17 protein-coding genes and 1 tRNA gene are annotated in these 19280 nt (G+C 62.6%); 9 read left to right on the top strand and 9 right to left on the bottom strand.

The window, feature by feature from the left end; translation table 11 throughout:
* Positions 1-125: 125 nt before the first annotated feature.
* From KBX18_RS11410 to KBX18_RS11400, 3 genes are all read right to left on the bottom strand, one after another.
* Complete coding sequence (locus tag KBX18_RS11410) at positions 126-866, bottom strand: DUF4352 domain-containing protein (protein WP_255996225.1); 741 nt, start codon at positions 864-866, stop codon at positions 126-128.
* Positions 867-1179: 313 nt separating this feature from the next.
* Positions 1180-1737 carry a hypothetical protein gene (locus KBX18_RS11405; RefSeq protein WP_255996224.1) on the bottom strand — a complete coding sequence of 186 codons (558 nt, stop codon included), beginning with the start codon at positions 1735-1737 and terminating at the stop codon, positions 1180-1182.
* A gap of 4 nt (positions 1738-1741) precedes the next feature.
* Positions 1742-2221 carry a hypothetical protein gene (locus tag KBX18_RS11400; RefSeq protein ID WP_255996223.1) on the bottom strand — a complete coding sequence of 160 codons (480 nt, stop codon included), beginning with the start codon at positions 2219-2221 and terminating at the stop codon, positions 1742-1744.
* Positions 2222-2400: 179 nt separating this feature from the next.
* Between KBX18_RS11400 and KBX18_RS11395 the strand changes: the two genes are divergently transcribed.
* A complete protein-coding gene (locus KBX18_RS11395) occupies positions 2401-3060 on the top strand; it encodes a LysE family translocator (protein ID WP_040423781.1) in 660 nt (219 codons plus the stop codon).
* A 20-nt stretch (positions 3061-3080) separates the two neighbouring features.
* Here KBX18_RS11395 and KBX18_RS11390 read toward each other — a convergent pair whose 3' ends face one another.
* The gene (locus tag KBX18_RS11390) at positions 3081-3557 is read right to left on the bottom strand and encodes a carboxymuconolactone decarboxylase family protein (RefSeq protein WP_005290679.1); all 477 of its coding nucleotides are present in this window, start codon (positions 3555-3557) and stop codon (positions 3081-3083) included.
* Positions 3558-3680: 123 nt separating this feature from the next.
* Here KBX18_RS11390 and KBX18_RS11385 point away from each other — a divergent pair, with 123 nt between their 5' ends.
* Positions 3681-5708, top strand: a complete 2028-nt coding sequence (locus tag KBX18_RS11385) for a DEAD/DEAH box helicase (protein ID WP_255996226.1) — start codon at positions 3681-3683, stop codon at positions 5706-5708.
* A 117-nt stretch (positions 5709-5825) separates the two neighbouring features.
* Here KBX18_RS11385 and KBX18_RS11380 read toward each other — a convergent pair whose 3' ends face one another.
* From KBX18_RS11380 to putP, 3 genes are all read right to left on the bottom strand, one after another.
* Complete coding sequence (locus KBX18_RS11380) at positions 5826-6308, bottom strand: DUF2269 domain-containing protein (protein ID WP_255996222.1); 483 nt, start codon at positions 6306-6308, stop codon at positions 5826-5828.
* 6 nt (positions 6309-6314) lie between these two features.
* The gene (locus tag KBX18_RS11375) at positions 6315-6956 is read right to left on the bottom strand and encodes a DUF1524 domain-containing protein (protein ID WP_255996221.1); all 642 of its coding nucleotides are present in this window, start codon (positions 6954-6956) and stop codon (positions 6315-6317) included.
* A gap of 192 nt (positions 6957-7148) precedes the next feature.
* Positions 7149-8747 carry a sodium/proline symporter PutP gene (putP, locus tag KBX18_RS11370; protein WP_255996220.1) on the bottom strand — a complete coding sequence of 533 codons (1599 nt, stop codon included), beginning with the start codon at positions 8745-8747 and terminating at the stop codon, positions 7149-7151.
* Positions 8748-8868: 121 nt separating this feature from the next.
* On the opposite strand from putP, the gene KBX18_RS11365 reads away from it, so the two are divergent.
* The 6 genes from KBX18_RS11365 to KBX18_RS11340 all read left to right on the top strand — a co-directional run bounded on the left by KBX18_RS11365 (position 8869) and on the right by KBX18_RS11340 (position 17546).
* Entirely contained in the window at positions 8869-11889 is a 3021-nt protein-coding gene (locus KBX18_RS11365) for a DEAD/DEAH box helicase (RefSeq protein WP_255996219.1), read from the top strand.
* 3 nt (positions 11890-11892) lie between these two features.
* Positions 11893-12741, top strand: coding sequence for a hypothetical protein (locus tag KBX18_RS11360; protein WP_255996218.1), 849 nt, complete (start codon positions 11893-11895; stop codon positions 12739-12741).
* An 81-nt stretch (positions 12742-12822) separates the two neighbouring features.
* Complete coding sequence (locus KBX18_RS11355) at positions 12823-14004, top strand: exonuclease SbcCD subunit D (protein WP_255996217.1); 1182 nt, start codon at positions 12823-12825, stop codon at positions 14002-14004.
* Positions 14004-16649, top strand: coding sequence for an AAA family ATPase (locus tag KBX18_RS11350; RefSeq protein WP_255996216.1), 2646 nt, complete (start codon positions 14004-14006; stop codon positions 16647-16649). Before KBX18_RS11355 ends, KBX18_RS11350 begins: the two co-directional genes overlap by 1 nt.
* A 42-nt stretch (positions 16650-16691) precedes the next feature.
* Positions 16692-17198: a MarR family winged helix-turn-helix transcriptional regulator gene (locus KBX18_RS11345; protein ID WP_255996215.1), complete on the top strand. Its 507-nt coding sequence runs from the start codon at positions 16692-16694 to the stop codon at positions 17196-17198.
* 126 nt (positions 17199-17324) lie between these two features.
* Positions 17325-17546, top strand: coding sequence for a PspC domain-containing protein (locus KBX18_RS11340; RefSeq protein WP_255996214.1), 222 nt, complete (start codon positions 17325-17327; stop codon positions 17544-17546).
* Here KBX18_RS11340 and KBX18_RS11335 read toward each other — a convergent pair.
* Positions 17527-18525, bottom strand: a complete 999-nt coding sequence (locus tag KBX18_RS11335; protein WP_255996213.1) for an endonuclease/exonuclease/phosphatase family protein — start codon at positions 18523-18525, stop codon at positions 17527-17529. The two genes, KBX18_RS11340 and KBX18_RS11335, sit on opposite strands and share 20 nt — an antisense overlap.
* Before the next feature lie 10 nt (positions 18526-18535).
* Complete coding sequence (locus KBX18_RS11330; protein WP_255996212.1) at positions 18536-18955, bottom strand: hypothetical protein; 420 nt, start codon at positions 18953-18955, stop codon at positions 18536-18538.
* Between the two features lie 170 nt (positions 18956-19125).
* Here KBX18_RS11330 and KBX18_RS11325 point away from each other — a divergent pair.
* Positions 19126-19202: transfer RNA gene (locus KBX18_RS11325), tRNA-Arg, on the top strand.
* The last annotated feature ends 78 nt before the right edge of the window (positions 19203-19280 follow it).

Below are 19280 nucleotides of genomic sequence, written 5' to 3'. Positions count from 1 at the left end.
ACGCCCAAAAAGTCGCTAGACATCACGTCCAAAAACCCCCTGGACTCCGTGTCCAAAAAGACCCCAGACATCACAGACCTAGCTCGCTTTAGGGGCGCGCTAGGTCTAGGCCTCATTGGTTCGGTTTAGAGTTGTCCCTTCCAGAACGCCTCTCGCAAACCGAAAGCTGGTTGGTAACCTACTTTGTATTCTCCTGGGGCAGCATCACTCTCGAAACAGACGATACCGCCGTGCTTTCCACCGGGGTTAACCTGTGCGCTCTGGAAGTCAGAGGAACCGGTGAAAGTGGAATCAACTGTCAAACCAGCAGGTGTAGATAAGTTGAAGTCGAACTGATTGAAGTTGTACTCCTTATCGGAGTCATTCTGTACTGCTACGTCGACACAAACGTGGCTGGTATCGAAGACGTCAACTCCGTCATTGCGAAGTGCGCTCACGGTTACCTTCAATCCTTTGAGATCGGCTGTTTCTCCCATGGAAAGGTCACCGGTCGGAGCGTCTCCGTGATTGGCGTTATCAGCTTCATTACCGTCGGCATTATCGGCAGAGTTGTCAACCGCATTACTGTCCTGATCGGATTGATCCTCTTCATTGACGGGGGCGGAGGTGTTCTCCGTTTCACCAAAAAGGCTAGCCAGGATGCCTAGCACAAGTAGAATGCCGCCGACTATCAAACCCCATTTTAGACAGCCACCTTTCTTCTTGCCCTGTGGCGTCTGCGGTAACGGTTGATGTTGGTTTTGATAGCTAGCGTTCTGGTTCTGGGCAGAGCCAGGATGTTGCCCATATGGATTCACTTGACCGTGAGGCTGTGGATCACCGTAGGGGTTGTTCGGGTTACCTGGGCCCGGGTAAGCGGTACTCAAAGCGGAGTCCTCTCAAGTTGCGGGAAATATGACAGATGCTAGACCGACTGATCTAGTGCTTGATTAGCGTATATCTGCCGCAACCTCTTAGAGGCCAGATCGGTTAAGATGCTTGCTTTTTCATTGAAATATTGAGTGTTACCTGGGGCGAATGATGAATTAAATAGTTGCTCACTTCTGGGCATTGAGCTGTGGAGACGTCGGCATCTCGTACCTGCCCTAGCTGGTAGCTGAACACCTCGAGACATCCAGAAGGTGCCAGCCGTTAGATTGTGGACTGTGTTGGAGAGGGCCCTAGCTAGTCTACGACGCCTTAAACCGGAAGTTCGCTGACCCGCTCCGGATCGACGGCGACGAACTCGGAGTGCTCATAGCTCGGGCCGCAGGCGGGGTAGTGGTTGAATTTGGTGTTCTCGTCACCGGGGATGAGGTAGGCGTTTGCTCCGCAAATCCAGCCGTTGGGCGCGTGCCAAATGGCGCCGGAACCCTGCGGTGGCATGCCGGACGGCGAGTCAGAGAAGTAGTCGGTGAAGACCTCCATTGCTTCCTCGCAGGTCAACTCGTCCTGCATAGAGACGACGCTCAACGTCCCGCCCGTCGCGTTGGTCACCTCGCCGCAGACCGTGCCAGCAGCTGCGGTTTTCGCCTCCGTCGCTTTCTCGGAAGTCTCTTCCTCGGTTGCCTCGTCTGACGGGGAGGGTTCTTCCTCGCTTGGGACGGTGTCGGAGGGGGAGGTGGGGGCGTCGTCAAGCGACGTGCTCTCAGAGCTTTGAACGATCGGCGGTTCCTTGATGGGCTCCTCGCGGCTGCACGCTGCGAGGGTGAGGGTGGAGGCGATGAGGAGTGCGGTGATGCGTCGTGAAGCTGTCATGGGATTACTCCGGCTGGGGCAACAACAGCACGCGGGTCTCGGCGTCCCAGCAGTTCACGGTGTATTCCTCGGCATCTTCGGGCTCACCCTCGAGGCGGGTTCCGCGGCCGCAGCGCCAGTCGTTGGAGACCTGCCAGGTGCCCTCAGACTCCTCAACAGCTTCGGAGTCTTCGGATGTGAACTCAGTGACGGCCTGCATTGCTTCCTCGCACCGCTCGCCGCCCTGGATGGCGATGACGTTGTATGCCTCTCCGTCGCGGGTGGCTTGACCACACATCGGGCCGACAGCCTCGCGGACGACGTCAGGGATGGGGCGCTCGTCGGCGGGAGTGGTCGCACTCTCGCCGGCCGTTTCGGTGGCCACGCTGGTCACGGTGGCTTCTTCGGTCTCCGGCGCTGCGTTCGTGTCCTCGGCGGAGCATGCTGCGAGCGACACGGTGGAAACGATGATGAGAGCGCCTAAACGCCACCTGCGTGAATTCATGCTTTTAAAGATAGTGAATGGCGGCCGCTAAGGGGCCGAAGTGGTGCATTCCATCACATGGGGTGTTGCGTTTGCGCTAAACTCCTCCCGTTAAACCGCATCCCACGGGGCCAGAGCGACGTTCCGCTATCCGAGACTAGGACAGCTCCCATTCGTGCCTCATACTTCGAAGGAGAATTGTGACAACCGGAGATTTTCTAGCCCTGATGGGGGTTTTCGTTGCTGCTGTCGCCGTACCCGGTCCGGATGTCGTGCAGATCATCCGGTTTAGCGTGAAATCACGTGCAGCTGGTGTCGCGTGCGCCACGGGAATCATGGTGGGTTACGCGATCTGGATCGCCACCTCTCTGCTGGGTTTGAGTGCCCTCATGCAAGCTGCACCGCATCTGCTTTCGGTACTGCAGTTAGTGGGTGGAGCCTACCTTTTGTACATGGGCTTCAGTGCAGTGCGAAGCGGCTTCAAAGCGTGGCGGTCTGGAATAGCTACTGATCTGCCTAGTAGCGGAGCTGCTCAGTCAACTGTATCCCAGAGAGCCTTCGTGGTGGGGTTGGCTACGAATTTGTCCAACCCGAAGTCAGTTCTCTTCTTTGGCGCGGTTTTTGCTCAATTTGTTAAACCGGGCATGGGATGGGAATGGATGTTCATCATTCTCGTCACGCTATTCGTGGTCGGTTTTGTCATGTCTGCCGGGTTCGCGGTCTTGGTCGACGTTTTCGCCGGTTTTTTGTCACGCTTCGGACACGCGGTGGACATGATCACCGGATCGATCTTCATCGGCCTAGGAACCTGGATGTTTTCCGAGGGCGCCGTGAACCTGAACAGCCCTCGGAAAGCCTGATTCACCACTACCGGCGGCAGCTATTCCTCGCCGAGATCGAATGCATCCACGTTCGCGAGGCTACGGGGATCCAACCGAGTGGTGATGCCGATCCGGTTCCACGCGTTGATAGTGACAATCGCCATGAGGAGATTGCGCGCGCCCTTCTCGCCGTGGTGCGCCTCAACGCGATCCCACAGCTCGTCCGGCACCGACTCTTCGCCGTGGATCTGCGTCACTGCATCAGTCAGTTCAAGCGCAGCTTGTTCTGCGTCCGAGAAGACGTCGCGGTGGTTCGTCCAGTCTTCAGCCTGGGAGACCTTGTCCTTAGACCAACCGTCTTTGCGTGCGTCACGACGGTGCATCGCCAGGCAGTAGACGCACTGATTGAGCGCAGACGCGCGGAGTTGGACAAGGTGGGAGAAATCTTTCTCAACCCGTGCCCGGACATAAGTTTCAAGGCCCAGCATGGGGGCGTAGGCGACTTTGGGGATGGGCTTTCTATTCCTGTCGGTCATGACACCACGCTACGCGCGAAGTAGTCGGCGGGGACTGTGCGCCCGGTGCGCTCGAGCACGGTAAGCAAAGCAAAAGCGCAGCAAATAGCTATAGATCGCGTGTTCACGTAGGCTTTGGCAGTGATGAATACAGATGACTTCGCGGCCGAGGACCAGGCCGACACCGCCGGCGAGGTTGCCGGCACAGAGGCTGATACGCAGCCTGACACCCACAACACCCAGACTGAAGAGAACACCGAAACTCCGGCTGAGGCTCCGGCCGAGACCTCTGCTGAAAACTCCGAGCCGAACCAGGACGGCGAGAACGCCGAGACTTCCGAGACCAAGCCCGAGGGCTTCAACGGCCTTGGGCTCCCAGCGCCGGTGCTCGACGCGATCAAGCGCGTCGGCTTCGAATCGCCGTCGCAGATCCAGGCTGAGACGATCCCGCTGCTGATGGACGGCCGCGACGTCGTCGGCCTAGCCCAAACCGGTACCGGTAAGACGGCGGCGTTTGCGCTGCCGATCTTGGCGCGGATCGATACGTCGGCACGCTATCCGCAGGCCCTCATCCTCGCGCCAACGCGTGAGCTGGCGCTGCAGGTGTCTGACTCCTTCCAGTCGTTTGCTGACCACCTCGGTGGCATCTCCGTGCTGCCGATCTACGGCGGCCAGGCTTACGGCATTCAGCTGTCGGGCCTGCGCCGGGGCGCGCAGATCATCGTCGGCACGCCAGGCCGCGTCATCGACCACCTGGAGAAGGGGTCGCTGGACATCTCTAACCTGCGCTTCCTCGTGCTGGATGAGGCAGACGAGATGCTCAACATGGGCTTCCAGGAAGACGTGGAGCGCATTCTGGAGGACACCCCCGACGACAAGCAGGTCGCGCTGTTCTCCGCGACGATGCCGAACGCGATCCGCCGCATCTCGCATGACTACTTGAACGACCCTGAAGAGGTCACAGTCAAGGCGAAGACCCGCACGAACACCAACATCACCCAGCGCTACCTGTTCACCGCGCACCGCAACAAGCTCGACGCCATCACGCGCGTGCTTGAGGTGACTGAGTTCGACGCGATGATCGTCTTCGTCCGCACCAAGCAGGAGACCGAGGAGATCGCCGAGAAGCTGCGAGCACGCGGGTTCTCCGCGGCTGCGATCAACGGCGACATCGCTCAGCAACAGCGCGAGCGTACCGTCGACATGCTTCGCGACGGGCGCTTGGACATCCTCGTGGCCACCGACGTCGCCGCGCGCGGCCTGGATGTGGAGCGAATCTCCCACGTGCTCAACTACGACATCCCGAACGACACGGAGAGCTACGTCCACCGCATCGGCCGCACCGGCCGTGCGGGCCGCACTGGTGAGGCGCTGCTGTTTGTCACGCCGCGCGAGCGCCGCATGTTGCGCTCCATCGAAAAGGTCACCGGCGCGAAGATCGAGGAAATGGACCTGCCCACCGTGGATGAGGTCAACGTCTCCCGCATGAACAAGTTCGCCGACTCCATCACCGAGTCCCTCGAGAACGACCAGATGGAACTCTTCCGCGGACTCGTGCGCAGCTACTCGGTCGACCACGACGTGCCAATGGAGGACATCGCCGCCGCCCTTGCCGCCCAGCAGCAGGGTGATGAGTTCCTGATGAAGGAGCCCCCGAAAGACAAGCGCGACCGTCGCGAGCGCGAGCGCTTCGACCGTGAGGATCGTCGCGACCGTGACCGCGGGGATCGTGGCCGCGGCCGGGACCGTGGCAACCGCGGGGGCAAGGGCCGGTTCCACAACGACGACGTCAACTTTGACACCTACCGCCTAGACGTGGGCAAGCGTCAGAATGTTCGCCCGGGTGCCATCGTCGGCGCGCTGGCGAATGAGGGCGGTCTGACCAACCGCGACTTCGGCCGCATCACCATTGGCGGCGACTTCACCCTCGTCGAGCTGCCGAAGAACATGGATAAGAGCGTGCTCGACCGCCTGTCCGACACCCGCATCTCCGGCCAGCTGATCAACATTCAGCGCGACACCGGTGCCCCGCCGCGCGACCGTGGTGACAGGGGCGGCCGTGGTGGACGCGGCGGCTACCGCAAGCGTGACGACGACCGCGACCGCGGCCGGGGGCGCGGCGGCCACGGTGGCCGTGGCGGTGGCCGGGGCAAGCGCGACTGGCGCGACTAAGGTTGCGCGCCTGGGCATGAGAAAACCCAGCTACTGAGAGGCGAGGATTCGTCGAAAAGCGAATCTCTTGTTCTTGGTAGCTGGGTTTTGCGTTGGGCCCGTGGAGGGCAGAGGGGTTTAAGCCGGGGATGGCAGGAACATCAGAATCAGCGTCAGGAACCACAGCAGGTTGAAAATGCCTGCGCCGGCAGCTGCCTTGACACGGGAGGACTCGAAGTCCGAGGCGACGTCGCGGGAGTCAGCCTCGGCCGGATTGAGGGCGCCGAGGGAACCCATGATCTTGCGCTGCTGCGGGATCACCATGCCGAACAGGAAACCCCACGCCAGGACGGACAGCACGATCGCGGTGTGGAACCAGTAGTTAGAGCGGTAGGCGTCCCAGTCGAAGGCCAGCACGGCGCCGCCGAGCAGCGGAACCAGCAGGGAGATCATGCCGTAGGTGGAAGAGATGCGGTGGTAGATGGAGGCGCGTCCAAGGGTCTCCTCGCCACCAGCCTGGGCCTTGGCGGCGGCGCCGGGGAACGCGGAGGTGGCTACCATGACCGGACCGATGAGAATGATCGCGGCGGCAACGTGCAGGAAAATGAGGAATGTGGTCATGGCACCTCACTCTACGGAATGCACAGGCATTTCTACATTTGACACGAGTCCCTGCAGGCCAGAACAGTGCCGGCGGATAGCACGTAGATCGGCGCGGGGGAGGGGAAGCTCGTAGCCGCGCGCAATGGCGGCGAGACGTTCCCCGTAGGCGCAACGCACGCGGCGGTTGTCAGGAACCCACTCACTGGGCAGCATGTCGGACTTCGCCTGGTTGGCCTTGGAGGATGTGACCACGAGGTTGATCGGGTCGTTGGCGAAGGCGACGCGCTTCTCCGCCGGCCACGCGTGCGCACCCATGTCCCAGGCGGCGCGCAACGGGAAAATGTGGTCGATTTCCACGTCGGCCGGGTCGAGCGGGGCGCCGGTGTAGGGGTCCGTGAAGGGCACCGTATCGGACGGGGCCCACTGGCGGTATGGGGTGCGGCATGAGTCGACGTCCCACGCATCGGCCATGACAGCCTCGCGGGTGGTGCACCCGGTGGGCTGCATACCCCAGTCGCCGAAGTCTGCGGCGCGGTCGTAGCCCAGGATGGTGGGGCGAGGGGAGGGGGTCGATGGGGCGTCGATAAGCGAACGCGGCGTGGGGAACGGAACGACGGCGACTGTGGCGGCGATGAGCACGGTGAGATAGAAGCGGAACCAAGGCATACCTTGTTGGACTGCGCGGCGGGGGCGATCGGTTCCGTGGGAGGCGCAGACGCCATGAACCTCTGCCTATGAACCGAGTAAACGGCAGCGGGCGGGGGAGGCCACTCAGTTCATAGGCAGAGGTTCATGGACCAGGGGGAGGCTGGGGGCCTGGACGCCGGGGCGCGACCTTGTAACCCAGGGCCCGCTACATCACCGCGGCTCGTGGCCGGACATCGCGTTGTCAGTCCCACGCACCTGAGTGTCCTTCAACGCCTGGTCGAAGGGGACTTCCGGGTGCGCCATGGCGTATTCGGTGAGGGCGCCTGCGCGGTCGAACTCGGCCTCGGCGGCGGGGTCCGGCTTGGTGGCCAGGGAGACAATGACCATGGCCAGAGTGGCCAGGATGAAGCCCGGAACCATTTCGTAGATAAGGCCAGATGTGGCCGGAATGGAACCCCAGATGAACACGGTCAGCGCACCGACGATCATGCCGGCCATGGCACCCGGCGCGGTGAGACGGCGCCAGAACAGGGACGCAATGATGACCGGGCCGAATGCGGAACCGAAACCGGCCCACGCGAAGCCGACCAGTCCGAGGATGGTGTCGGACGGGTTGGCGGCCATGAGAATGGCCACCAAAGCGACGATGACCACCATGACGCGGGAGGCGATGAGCAGGGTGCGCTGGGGCAGTTCGCGTTTGGTGAAGCCGCGGAACAGGTCTTCGACAAGGGCGGAGGAGGTGACCAGTAGCTGGGACGACATGGTGGACATGATCGCGGCGAGGACAGCGGTGAGCACCAGGCCGGCGAACAGCGGGTGGAACAGCACGCGGGTCATGTCCAGGAAGATCGTCTCGAAGCCTTCGCGGTCGGTGACGGAGTGCTGCGTTTGGCCGAAGAAGGATGCGCCGATGATCGCGGTGAAAACGGCGCCGATGTAGCAGATGCCCACCCAGATCAGGCCAGAGTTGCGGCCTGATCGTGCCTCGTGCGGGCTGCGCAGCGCCATGAAGCGGGTGATGATGTGCGGCTGGCCCATGTAACCCAGACTCCACGCTAGGTTGCCGATGATGGCGGCCGCGGAGACACCGGTGAAGAGGTTGAAGTACTCCGGGTTGCCGCTGTCCCACGGGCCGTAGGGGTTGTCCAGCGGGTAGGAGAAGATGCCGCCGGGGTTGTCGATGGCAAATAGGGCCATGACCGGCACGATGATCAGTGCTGCGAACATGACCAGGCCCTGGGCGACGTCGGTGTAGGACACGGCGAAGAATCCGCCGACGAAGGTGTAAATCACCGTGATGGCGCCGACGATGAGCATGCCGGTCATGTAGTCGCCGTCGAAGGTGGACTCGAAGTAACGCCCGCCGGCGACCATGCCGGAGGAGACGTAGAACGTGAAGAAGAAGATGATGATCACCGCGGCGATGACGCGCAGGGCGCGGCTGTGGTCGCGCGTGCGGTTTTCAAAGAAGCTCGGCAGGGTGATCGAGTTGTTGGCCACTTCCGAGTAGGCGCGCAGGCGCGGAGCGACCCACTGCCAGTTGGCCCACGAACCGAGAAAGAGGCCGATGACGATCCACAGCTCGCTCATGCCGGAGACGAACAAGGCACCGGGCAGACCCATGAGCAGCCAGCCGGACATGTCGGATGCGCCTGCAGAAATACCGGCGACGAACGGCGGCAGGTCGCGGCCGCCGATGACGTAGTCGCCATACTGGGTGGTGCGGCGCCAACCGTAGTAACCGATGGCGAGCATCAGGCCTAAGTAGATCACCAAAGCGATGATCATCCACGTACTTTCAGTCATGTGCGCTCCTTGAATGAAGTTTCGCAGCGGATAAAAAGCTTGGAATAGGATAACACACAGCTGAGTGCCTGAACTTTTCGCGCCTGCTCTGTTGGTCACCCAGGGTGGTAGAAAAGAGGATATGCCTAAATTCCTTCTCCACGGCCTGTGGCTTCCCGCCTCGGGGCTCAACCTGTGGGTTGAGCGGGTGGAGGGGCACAAGATTCTCTTGCCTTCGCAGGTTCCGGAAGGCACGTTCCCCCAGGTTGTGGAGTCGCTTATCGACGACTCACGGTTCCGCCGCCGCGACCCCATCACTTTGCAAACACCGAAGGGCCGGCAGGTGCAATTGAAGGTGCCCACGGCTGCGTTCTCGCCCGAGGAGACGGTGCGGTTTTTGAGCCAGGTGGCCATGCTGGATGAGCCGACGCCGGCCGCGACGGCTGCCCAGCGCGCCTCGATTGCCCCGGATCTGTACTGGATCATCCGTCTCTACACCGGTCTGACCCGGTTCGTCCGCGCCGGGCGGGTCAGCATTAGGGTCCGCCCTGATGACGGCATGTGGTTCCCCGAGTGGCAGTTGGGCACCGGGTTAGAGGAGCGCGGCTGGCTGGCGAACATGATCGCCGCCGCCCCAGGCGTGATCACGGTGAACAACTTGAACGTCGCGGAGGACGTTTCCACGAACCTGGTGCACTGGATCGCCTCCGGCTTGTTGGAGCATGTGCGCGGCGAACAACGCGTCTACCCGTGGCACGACTTTGCCGACGCTCTGTTGAAGTCCTCCCCGCTGCGGCGGGGTGGGGCGAGCGTGTCCAAGCAGATCGCGCACTGGAACGGCTCGATCACTGCGGTGAACGTGCAGCTGGTGTTCATCGTTGAGGAACCGGCGGACCCGCAGTGGTCTGATGCCGCCATGATGGTTGACGGATTGGGCGGGGAACGAGACGGCACGCCTGCCCCCGTGCAGTGGCCGGTGCGCGCCCAAGTCCGGTCCGGCACAGATGCGCCCCGGCCGATCCGCCTTGATGAGTTGGACATGTCCACCATGGCCAGCCTGCGCACTCAGCTGCGCAAGGCGGTCGACGTGACACCTTTGCTCGATCCAGAGTTGCACCCGCGCCACCCGGAAACACCGCGCACATCCCAAGACGGCGATTGGGATTGTTACCTGAGTACCGACGAGATCATGAACCTCGTCGGCCAAACCGCCTACGTCCTCGGTGGGCGCGGGATCAAGGTCATGCTGCCGCGGGCGTGGCAGCGGATGGAGACCACCGCGAAGCTCTCGGTGACAGAGCCTGCGGAATCAGAGCCGGGTGAAGTCAGCCGGTTCAGCTTCGACCAGCTGGTCGCCTACGACTGGAAACTCTCGGTCGGTGACACCGAGCTCACCCCGGAGGAGATGTCCCAGCTGGTGTCCTCCAAGTCCGGGTTGATCCGTTTGCGGGGCCAGTGGGTGCTGGCGGACCAAGCGAGCCTGCGCAAGTCGCGCAAGTACATTGAGTCACTGACGGAAAAGGAGGTCGAAGACGGCCTCATTACTGCCGACGAACTGCGCCAGCTCGCGCTCGAGTCGGCGGCGGAGCAGGAAGCTGGTGGGCTGGAAATCGCCGGTGACGTTGACGCCCCGGGGTGGCTTCACGCGCTCGTCGGCGGCACTGACCGCCCCGCACCAGAACGCCAGCCCATTCCGGACACCGTCCATGCGGAGCTGCGCGACTACCAGCGCCGTGGCGTGGACTGGCTGTACTTCATGTCACGTAACAAGCTGGGGGCGGTGCTTGCCGACGATATGGGCCTCGGCAAAACCCTCCAACTGCTCACCTTGCTTGCCGTGGAGGCGGACCAAGGCCGCAAGACTGGCCCGACGCTGGTGGTGGCTCCGACTTCTGTGGTGGGCAACTGGGCTAGGGAAGCAGAGCGCTTCGTGCCAGGCATGCGCGTCGGCGTTCACCACGGCTCTGGCCGCCTCAAAGGACAGGAGCTCGTGGACGCGATCGGTGAGCTCGACGTGCTGATCACCTCCTACGGCATTGCCGGGCGGGACTACAAGACGCTCGGATTGGTCGAATGGGACCACGTTGTGCTCGATGAGGCGCAGGCGATTAAGAATACGGGGACGCAGGCGTCGAAAAGCGTGCGGGCAATTGGAGCGCGCCACCGCATTGCACTGACCGGCACCCCGGTGGAGAACCGGCTGGCGGAACTGCGCAGCATCCTCGACTTTGTCAATCCCGGTATTCTGGGTTCGCAGGCGTTCTTCCGGAACCACTTCTCCAAAGTCATTGAGTCGCGCCGGGATGAAGCGCTGGCTGACAGTATGCAGGAGCGCCTGCAGCGGCTCACTGGGCCGTTCGTGCTGCGCAGACTGAAGACGGATCCGGCGATCATTGAGGACCTGCCGGAAAAGACCGAGCAAGTGGTCACCGTCGACATGACTCCCGAGCAGGCCGCGCTGTACACCGCGCTGGTCAACGCGATGCAGAAGGAGCTGGAAAGCCGCACCGGTATGGCGCGCAAGGGGTTGGTGCTGTCCACGATCACGCGGATCAAGCAGATCTGCAACCATCCGGCGCACTACCAGGCGGACGGCTCGCCCGTGACGGACAAGGGCAAGCACCGCTCCGGCAAGGTGGCCATGCTCATGGAACTGCTCGACCAGGCGATTGAGACAGACCAGCGTGTGCTCGTGTTCACCCAGTACAAGGCGTTCGGCGACATTCTCCAGCCGTACTTGAGCGACCGGCTGGGCCACGAGATCCCCTTCCTCCACGGGGGCTTGAGCAAGACGCAGCGCGACACGATGGTGGAGCGCTTCCAGGACCCGAACGGGCCGCGCGCGATGATCCTGTCTTTGCGTGCCGGTGGCACCGGCCTGAACCTCACCGCCGCGTCGATGGTGATCCACATGGACCGTTGGTGGAACCCGGCCGTGGAGAACCAGGCGACCGACCGCGCCTACCGCATCGGGCAGAACCGGAACGTGCAAGTGTACAAGATGATCACCCGGGGAACCATGGAGGAATCGATCCAGGACATCTTGGACGGCAAGCTGAAACTCGCCGGCGCTGTCGTGGGCGAAGGCGAAGGCTGGATCACCGAGCTGGGTACCGAAGAGCTGGCCACGTTGATGAGTTACCGCACAGCAGGGGAGGACTAAACCATGGCGCACCCGCAAGAAGGAAACGTTACCTGGGTCAACTTCGCGCAGCGCAAAAAGGTGACCAGTGCGGAAGAAGCGCGCAGCGAACAGGCTGAAGCCGGTGCTGAGACCGTCGAGGTGCCGTTCAAGCGCACCGCGCGTTCGCTGCGGCTCAACCCGGCAGCGGAGATCATTCTGCAAGCCGCTCAGCGCGGTGCTGACCAGGGGCGCTACGGCCGCGGACGCAAGTACGCCGATGAGGGCAATGTCATCGAGGTCCGGACCGAGATCGGTCGCTTCACCGGCTCTGTCGCCGGCAGCCAAAACGAGCCGTTCACGACGATGATCTTGCTGCCGTACCGCGATGCGGACGCGATCCAACAATCCCTGGAACTCATGGCGCACAATGCCAACGCGCTCAAGGCCGCCCGCACGGGACGCTTCCATAAAGAGCTGCTTAACGCCCTTGTTGCTGGAGACGGGGAGAAGATCCGCTTCCGCTGCGACTGCCCGGATAATTACGACGTGTGCAAGCACGGGGTTGCTGTGGCCATCAAAGCCGCGGAGCTTATCGACGCTGATCCCACCCTGATCTTTCGCCTGCGCAACCTCGACTTGAACACCTTGGAGCAGCAGCTGCGCGCCACAGCTGGCGAGCGAGCAAAGCAATCTGCGGCCGAAGGCTCTGAGCAATTCTGGACGGGCCACGAGTTGCCGGATCTGCCACAACCGAAGACCGCCCCGATGATCGAGGATTCGGACTTGGATCTGCTGCACAAGGCGATGCAGACGATCTCCTTCACCAACATCGACCAGTTGCGGGCGGTGTCTGATCTGGAGGATCTGTACGACGAGCTGACGCGCAGGTGAACGCCCCGCTCGCCAGTGCGTTCGAACGAATGTTCGGGGGTTGTGGTGGCGGTGTCCGGGTCGTTTGGTAGTTGTTAAAGCATGGGCTCAGGACAGGACTCCACACATGTGACCTTCATTCACACCTCGGACTTTCAATGGGGAATGACGCGCTGGTTCCTCGACGGTGAAGACAGCGACGCTCAATCGCGTTTTGAGGATTCCCGCCTGCGCGCGGTGGAAAAACTAGGGAACCTGGCCCAGGAACAGGACGCGGATTTCATTGTCGTTGCGGGTGACGTCTTCGACGCGAACGCGTTGAGTGAACGCACGATGGGCCGCGCCCTCGAAGTACTCGGCTCGCTGCCCGTGCCGGTGTTCCTGCTCCCGGGCAACCATGACCCGTTGTTGCCTGGCGCCGCGCTGGAACGCGCCGCTAAGCTCAGCAATGTCACCGTTCTGGCCGATAGCACGCCTGTTGAGGTCTGCCCGGGCGTGGAGATCGTCGGCGCACCGCTGCTGGCCCGCTACGCCAACGAGGACTTGGCCGCCCGCGCTCTTGCCCAGCTCGAAGCGACTGACAGTGTCCGCATCCTCGTCGCTCACGGACAGGCCGAAGGCAGGGGAGAGGACAACCCGGCACTGATGTCACTGACAGGTCTGGAGCAAGCCCTGGCGAACGGAGTGATCGACTACGTCGCGCTGGGCGACACCCACTCGGCCCAGCAGGTGGGCACCAGTGGCCGGATCTGGTTCTCCGGAGCGCCGGAGACCACGGACTTTCACGACCGGCGCGGCAATGTGGCCGGGAACGAGGTGAACTCGGGGAAGGCGTTGGTGGTGAGCGTCGATAAGCGATCGGCGACCGATGTCGACGTCGATGTCAACGAGCATGCCGTCGGCGAATGGACCTTTGATGCGTTGCACTGGGAGGTCAGCGACGGTGAGGACGTGCGCCGCGTCATTGCGGAGCTGGAGGCGTACCCGCACAAGAGTCGCACCGCGGTGAAGTATTCCTTGGCGGGCACGCTCGGCTTGGAGGCGACGCGGGAACTCGAGGAAGGCCTGGCCGCGCAGCGCAGTGTGTTCGGGGCACTGTATGAGCGCGAACGGCTCATGGACCTCCACCTCGAACCGAATGATGAGGAACTGGCCAACCTGCCGCTGTCCGGGTACGCCCGGGATGCCATGTCTGCATTGCTCGGCGCTTCCGAGACGAGCGATCCCCAGACCGCTCGTGATGCCGTCAACCTGCTGTTCCGTCTGAGCAAGGAGCCGAAATAATGCGCATTCACTCCCTGATCATTGACAATGTGCGCGCCGTGGAGCACCTCGAGCTGACTGATATTCCAGATACCGGCGTCATTCTCATCCACGGCGACAACGAGACCGGTAAGTCGACCATCCTGGACGCGCTCGACGCGGTGCTGAACATCAAGCACACCTCCACCAAGATCCGGAAACTCAACCCGGTCGGGCGTGATGAGCTGCCGGAGGTGCGTCTCAACGCGACAGTCGGCCCCTACACGTTCGAGATCTACAAGCGCTTCGCCAAAGGGACCAAGGGAAAAGCTGAGCTGAAGATCTTCTCCCCGCGGCCCGAGAACCTTACCGGCGAGCAGGCGCACAACCGCCTGAACGAAATCTTGGCGAACCATGTCGACCAGCAGCTGATGGACACCCTGTTCCTGCGCCAAGGGTCACTGCCGGATGCGATCGAGGCCGCCGGGATCCCCACCTTCACGCGTGCGCTGGGAACGTCGCAGGGCGCCGATGGCCAGTCTGCGCAAGAAGCGGAAGATTCCGGGCTCATGCGCCGCGTGGAGGAGGAGTACCTGCGGTACTTCACCAAATCCGGCAAGCCGACCAAAGACCTCAAGGAATCCGAGACGGCGGTTGAAGCCGCCGAGCAGAAGGTCACTGCCGCTGAGCAGTCCATGCGGGCCTACGAGACCGCGGTCGACGCGTATGCCCAGCACGGTGTGGACATGGCCGCCATCGAGGCCGAACTTCCCGAGGCAGAGCAGGCGCTGTCGCGCCGCACCGCCGAAGCCGAAGCTGCGCGCGAACTCGCCGCCACACTCGCCGCTGCACAGGAAAAAGCTGACCGTGCCGAAAAGGATCTCACACGCGCCAACGACGACGTCGAATCCCGCCAGGCTGTCATCGCCGGTGTCGAACACGCCGAAGCCGCCCTCAACACCCTCAAGGAGCAGCACGAGCCGACCCGTGAAAAGGCTGCCGCCGAAAGGAAGGCACTTGCCGAGGCAGAGAAAGCGCACGAGCAGGCCCGCGCGCACGCAGTTGCCACGCGAGAAAACCTCGGGTCCGCTGAGCAGGCGCTTGCCGCGGCCAATGCACGGGCACGGGTGGAGGAACTCGACGGAGTTGTCACCCGTCTGGACGCTGTCGAGAAAGAGATCGCCCGCTTGGTCAAGGCGCAGCCGGAGCGCCGAGTCACAGATGCTGACGTCCGCGCGCTTGAGGATGCCACGAGTACCCTGACCGTGCAGCGCAGAATCGTGGAGTCGACAGCAGCACGGCTTGATATTGCCGGGCCGGCCGGCGCCGCATTCACGGTCAACGGTGAGGAGGTCTCGTGCGGAGGCACAGACTCCATCGCGCTTTTCGACGGCACTGAGATCCGCATCTCCGACATCACCCTGACCTTCCGCGCCGCCACCGGGACAGAGACCGCCACCACGGATCTGGACAACGCGGTAGCGGACGTCAACCGCCTGCTCGCCACGATCGGCTGCGAGGACCTAGATGGCGCCCGCCGCCTACGGGATGAGCACCGCGAGTTGGCGGCAGCTCTAGAGGCCGCCCGTTCCCGTCGCGCCGACATCCTGGGCGGCGCCGAGGCTGACGAGCTGCGCGAGGAGCTGACCCGGCTGCGCGAAACCGTCGCGACCCACGACGGCGACATCCCCCCTGTCGAAGAAGCGCAAGAAGCACTCGACGCGGCCCGCCGTGCCGATGCCGAAGCCCGCGACACCGTGGCGGACCTTGACGCGAAGATGACCCCGCTGCGCACGAAGCCGCACACGCTTACTCTGACGGAACTGGAGACCCGCATTGAAGTGCAGCACGGCAATGTCGAAGCCGCACGCGCCCAGCTCGCCGCCGCACGCGAGAAGCTTTCCGACGAGCAGTTGGCCACCAACCGCGATACCGCGACAGCTGCGCAGACCGCCGCGGCGGCAGAAGCTAACGAGTTGAAGAAGCAAGTCGAACTGGTCGACCCAGAACACGCTGAGGAGCGCCTCCAGGGTGAACGCAACCGTTTGGACAATCTGAACCGGCGCCACCGCCATGCCCACGAAAGCCGCCTGCAGCTGCTGAGCACTGTCAACAGCGCCGACGGTGAAGCAGAGAACCTCGACCGCGCCCGCGCTGAACTGGAGACCGCGACCGTGCGCCGAGATGCGCTGCACCGCAAAGCGAACGCGGCGAAGCTGCTGCGTGACACGATGGTCTTTCACCGTGACTCTGCGCGCGCGAAGTACGCCGCTCCGTTCGCTCAGGCGCTGCAGCGTCATGCGAGCCGCGTGTTCGGCCCCGGCACCGAGTTCACCCTCGACGATCAGCTCCGGGTGCAGGCCCGCACCGTTGACGGTACGACAGTGGACTTATCGGAACTGTCCGGCGGCGCCAAAGAGCAGATGGCACTGCTCACCCGCTTTGCCATCGCTGACCTGGTGGCCGCAGGGGAGCAGGGGACAACGCCCGTGCCAGTGGTCATCGACGATGCCCTCGGCGCGACCGACCCGAAACGCCTGGAGTCCATGAACGCTGTGTTCACCAAGGCGGGCGAAACAGCCCAGGTCTTCGTGCTCACCTCCTTCCCGCACCGCTTCGACCGCGTATCGGCGGCGAAGACCGCGTCCATCCAGGAATTGAAAAGGTTCGCAAAGGGAAATTCTTAACCGGATCACAGTTTATAGTTTTTCGTATTAATGTAGAACGCCATGAAGGCAGAACAGCGCTGGCTTACCGACGAGGAACAGGTTCTGTGGCGTCTCATGCTGCAGGCCGCCCGCAAGGTCTCCCGTGTCATGGAGGACACGCTGCTCTGCAGTGCGCAGCTGTCGACGTCCGAGTACGCAGTCCTCGTCGCTCTCAGCGAAGCTGAGGGGGAGAGCCTGCGCCTGCGCGACTTGTGCACCGAGTTGGATTGGGACCGCTCGCGCACGTCCCACCAGATCACGCGCATGGAGCGCCGCGAATTGGTGTCGAAGGAAAAGAGCCCGGGTGACGCGCGTGGTGTCTTAGTGCGCCTGACGGAGACCGGCCGGGACGCGCTCTACCGGGCAGTGCCGGACCACGTGGAAAGCGTCCGGCGCGTGGTATTCGACCACCTCAACACCGAAGACATTCCCGCACTCGAGCGGTTCCTCCAGGGAGTCATGGACGTCGAAAACGTGCCCGGCGGTAAGCGCCAGGTCCCGGACGGGCCGGAGCTGACCTCAGGGTAAAACCCAGGGTGAATATCAGGGCAATCCCCGTTGTCGCAGGTGCCGCGAATGGGTTGAATGGGTGTTGTCAGCGTGAACAGAAGCTAACAACAACACCCACCCCCACCCGAGAAAGGAACCGCCACTATGACCTACCAGCCCAGCCCCCAGCCGCGTAACAACAAGAAGCTCGTGCGCTCCATGAACGACCGTTACATCGCTGGCGTGTGCGGCGGCATCGCCGAGACCTACAACATTGACCCGACGCTCGTGCGCCTCGTGTTCGTCGCGCTGTTCCTCGCGGGCTTGTCTGGTCTGCTCATCTACATCATCTGCTGGATCGTCATTCCTAACGCTGAGCTGTACTAATCTCAGCGAAGTACGCTAAGTGGTCCCCGTTGCCGATGCGGACGGTTGCGCAGCCGTCCACCCCGGCTGCGGGGATTAACACGTGGTCGATGTGCGAGCGCAGACCCGCGATACCGTCGGTGGGCCATGTGCCGTCCGGGTAGCGGGAGCACATTCGTGCCGAGTCCCGCATCGGCCCCAAATCTGCCATGGGGCCGTGGCGCATGGTGGCGTTGAAGTCGCCGGCGATGATCGCCTTTTCATCGACGTTGGCATCGACCCAGCCCGCGATACTGTGCAGGTCCCCGCGCCATTGATCCATGATGCTGGGCAGTGGGGCAGTCGTGTGCACGGCCACGATTGTTCGCCCGGCTCCAGTCTGGAACGCGAGCGAACCCCACGTCGTCGGCGGGGCATCGACGGGCCCCAGGTTTCCGAGGTCGGGGTGCACCGCCATGCTCGTTGGCGCGATCCCGCCACCCTGCTCCGAGGTGAAGACACGCTCCGCGAAGGGCGTCCCCGCGAATGCCGCTACCGCCTTGTCCTTGCTCGCCTCCGGAAGAACAACCACGTGCGGGTCGAAGCGTTCGATGATGTCGTGGGCATCCGCGGCGGTCAAGGTGTTTTGGCTGTTGTAGGTGACAATTCGCAGCGCCGTGCTTTGCAGCGGCCCACCGTCGGAGGTCCCTTCCCGCGCACTGATGGGCCCCGGCAGGATCGGGGGAACTGGCGCGGCGATAAAGCAAGCAGCCGCTGCGGTCAGAACGATCGGAGCAACGAGAAATCTGAATGCGCCAAGCCCCGCCGCGACGACGGCGAGCCCGATGCCGAAAGCAATGGGGAAGGAGACGGCCTGAGCCACCACGACCCGGGTGCTGAGCCATTGCGAAACGCCCGCCGCAGGAAAGAACGCGAGCACGCACATGAGCACCCCCGCAGCGATGAAGAGTGCGGAAAAGACGGTTTTGCCGGTGCTCGGACGGGCAGCGGATTTCGACATGGAAAGTCCTTTACTCGAAGTTCGAGCAGATCTCAGGGTCGGTGATATATCCCTGCTGGCAACCCCATTCGGCCTGCAACTCGCCGCTCGATGGATTGGGATTGCCGTATTCGTCATACCCGTAACCGTTCACGGCGGCACCTCCTGGAAGCAATCCGGACTGGCTTTCTTGCTCAAGGTAAGCGGGCCCGTCGTTGGCATAGAAGCAGTACTCGGAGTGTTCGATCGTTCCGTCCGACCATAATGCGGGGCCTGGCGTTCCTACGAGGCACTCGACCACGTGACGTTCAGCGTCGTTGGAGACATTCTCCGGTTCTGGGGGTGCTGATGTCGAGCTCACAACGGTCTCGCTCGCACTTGTTGTGTGCGTTGTTGTGACCGTCGCGGTGACCTCGACTGGTTCGCTCTGCTCCGAGCTGCACCCGCTCACGCATAGAACACCCGCGAGGATTGCAGGTAACAACCGGTTCATTGTCTCTCCCGAGAAGTTAGGACTAGCGTCTGTCTTCTTCAATCTAGCGGGAGCCCATGCGGTTCATGCCCGATTAAGTCTCTCATCGACGGCGGTGCTAGAGTCAGGTGCGCTGCTTCAAGCAGTACGTCTCCGTAGCTCAGCGGATTAGAGCATCGGTTTCCGGTACCGAAGGTCGCAGGTTCGAATCCTGTCGGGGACACCACTGTCATCAGTCGCGACATTGTTGACAGATGAGTCGCGACATGGTGGACAAACCGGCGTCTTGGTGTTTATTTTTTCC

The organism is Corynebacterium sp. CCUG 69979 (assembly GCF_024454095.1).
Classification (GTDB): Bacteria; Actinomycetota; Actinomycetes; order Mycobacteriales; family Mycobacteriaceae; genus Corynebacterium; species Corynebacterium genitalium.
The sequence above is the reverse complement of the archived record's forward strand: the minus strand, read 5'-3'. Positions and strand labels throughout refer to the sequence as shown.

Bases quoted from the DNA above. Each gene is read 5' to 3' on its own strand.
- putP (WP_255996220.1), bottom strand. From the start codon at position 8,747: ATGACTGAAAGTACGTGGATGATCATCGCTTTGGTGATCTACTTAGGC.
- KBX18_RS11385 (WP_255996226.1), top strand. From the start codon at position 3,681: ATGAATACAGATGACTTCGCGGCCGAGGACCAGGCCGACACCGCCGGC.
- KBX18_RS11335 (WP_255996213.1), bottom strand. From the start codon at position 18,525: ATGTCGAAATCCGCTGCCCGTCCGAGCACCGGCAAAACCGTCTTTTCC.
- KBX18_RS11365 (WP_255996219.1), top strand. From the start codon at position 8,869: ATGCCTAAATTCCTTCTCCACGGCCTGTGGCTTCCCGCCTCGGGGCTC.
- KBX18_RS11340 (WP_255996214.1), top strand. From the start codon at position 17,325: ATGACCTACCAGCCCAGCCCCCAGCCGCGTAACAACAAGAAGCTCGTG.
- KBX18_RS11400 (WP_255996223.1), bottom strand. From the start codon at position 2,221: ATGAATTCACGCAGGTGGCGTTTAGGCGCTCTCATCATCGTTTCCACC.
- KBX18_RS11355 (WP_255996217.1), top strand. From the start codon at position 12,823: ATGGGCTCAGGACAGGACTCCACACATGTGACCTTCATTCACACCTCG.
- KBX18_RS11350 (WP_255996216.1), top strand. From the start codon at position 14,004: ATGCGCATTCACTCCCTGATCATTGACAATGTGCGCGCCGTGGAGCAC.
- KBX18_RS11390 (WP_005290679.1), bottom strand. From the start codon at position 3,557: ATGACCGACAGGAATAGAAAGCCCATCCCCAAAGTCGCCTACGCCCCC.
- KBX18_RS11405 (WP_255996224.1), bottom strand. From the start codon at position 1,737: ATGACAGCTTCACGACGCATCACCGCACTCCTCATCGCCTCCACCCTC.
- KBX18_RS11380 (WP_255996222.1), bottom strand. From the start codon at position 6,308: ATGACCACATTCCTCATTTTCCTGCACGTTGCCGCCGCGATCATTCTC.
- KBX18_RS11375 (WP_255996221.1), bottom strand. From the start codon at position 6,956: ATGCCTTGGTTCCGCTTCTATCTCACCGTGCTCATCGCCGCCACAGTC.
- KBX18_RS11345 (WP_255996215.1), top strand. From the start codon at position 16,692: ATGAAGGCAGAACAGCGCTGGCTTACCGACGAGGAACAGGTTCTGTGG.
- KBX18_RS11360 (WP_255996218.1), top strand. From the start codon at position 11,893: ATGGCGCACCCGCAAGAAGGAAACGTTACCTGGGTCAACTTCGCGCAG.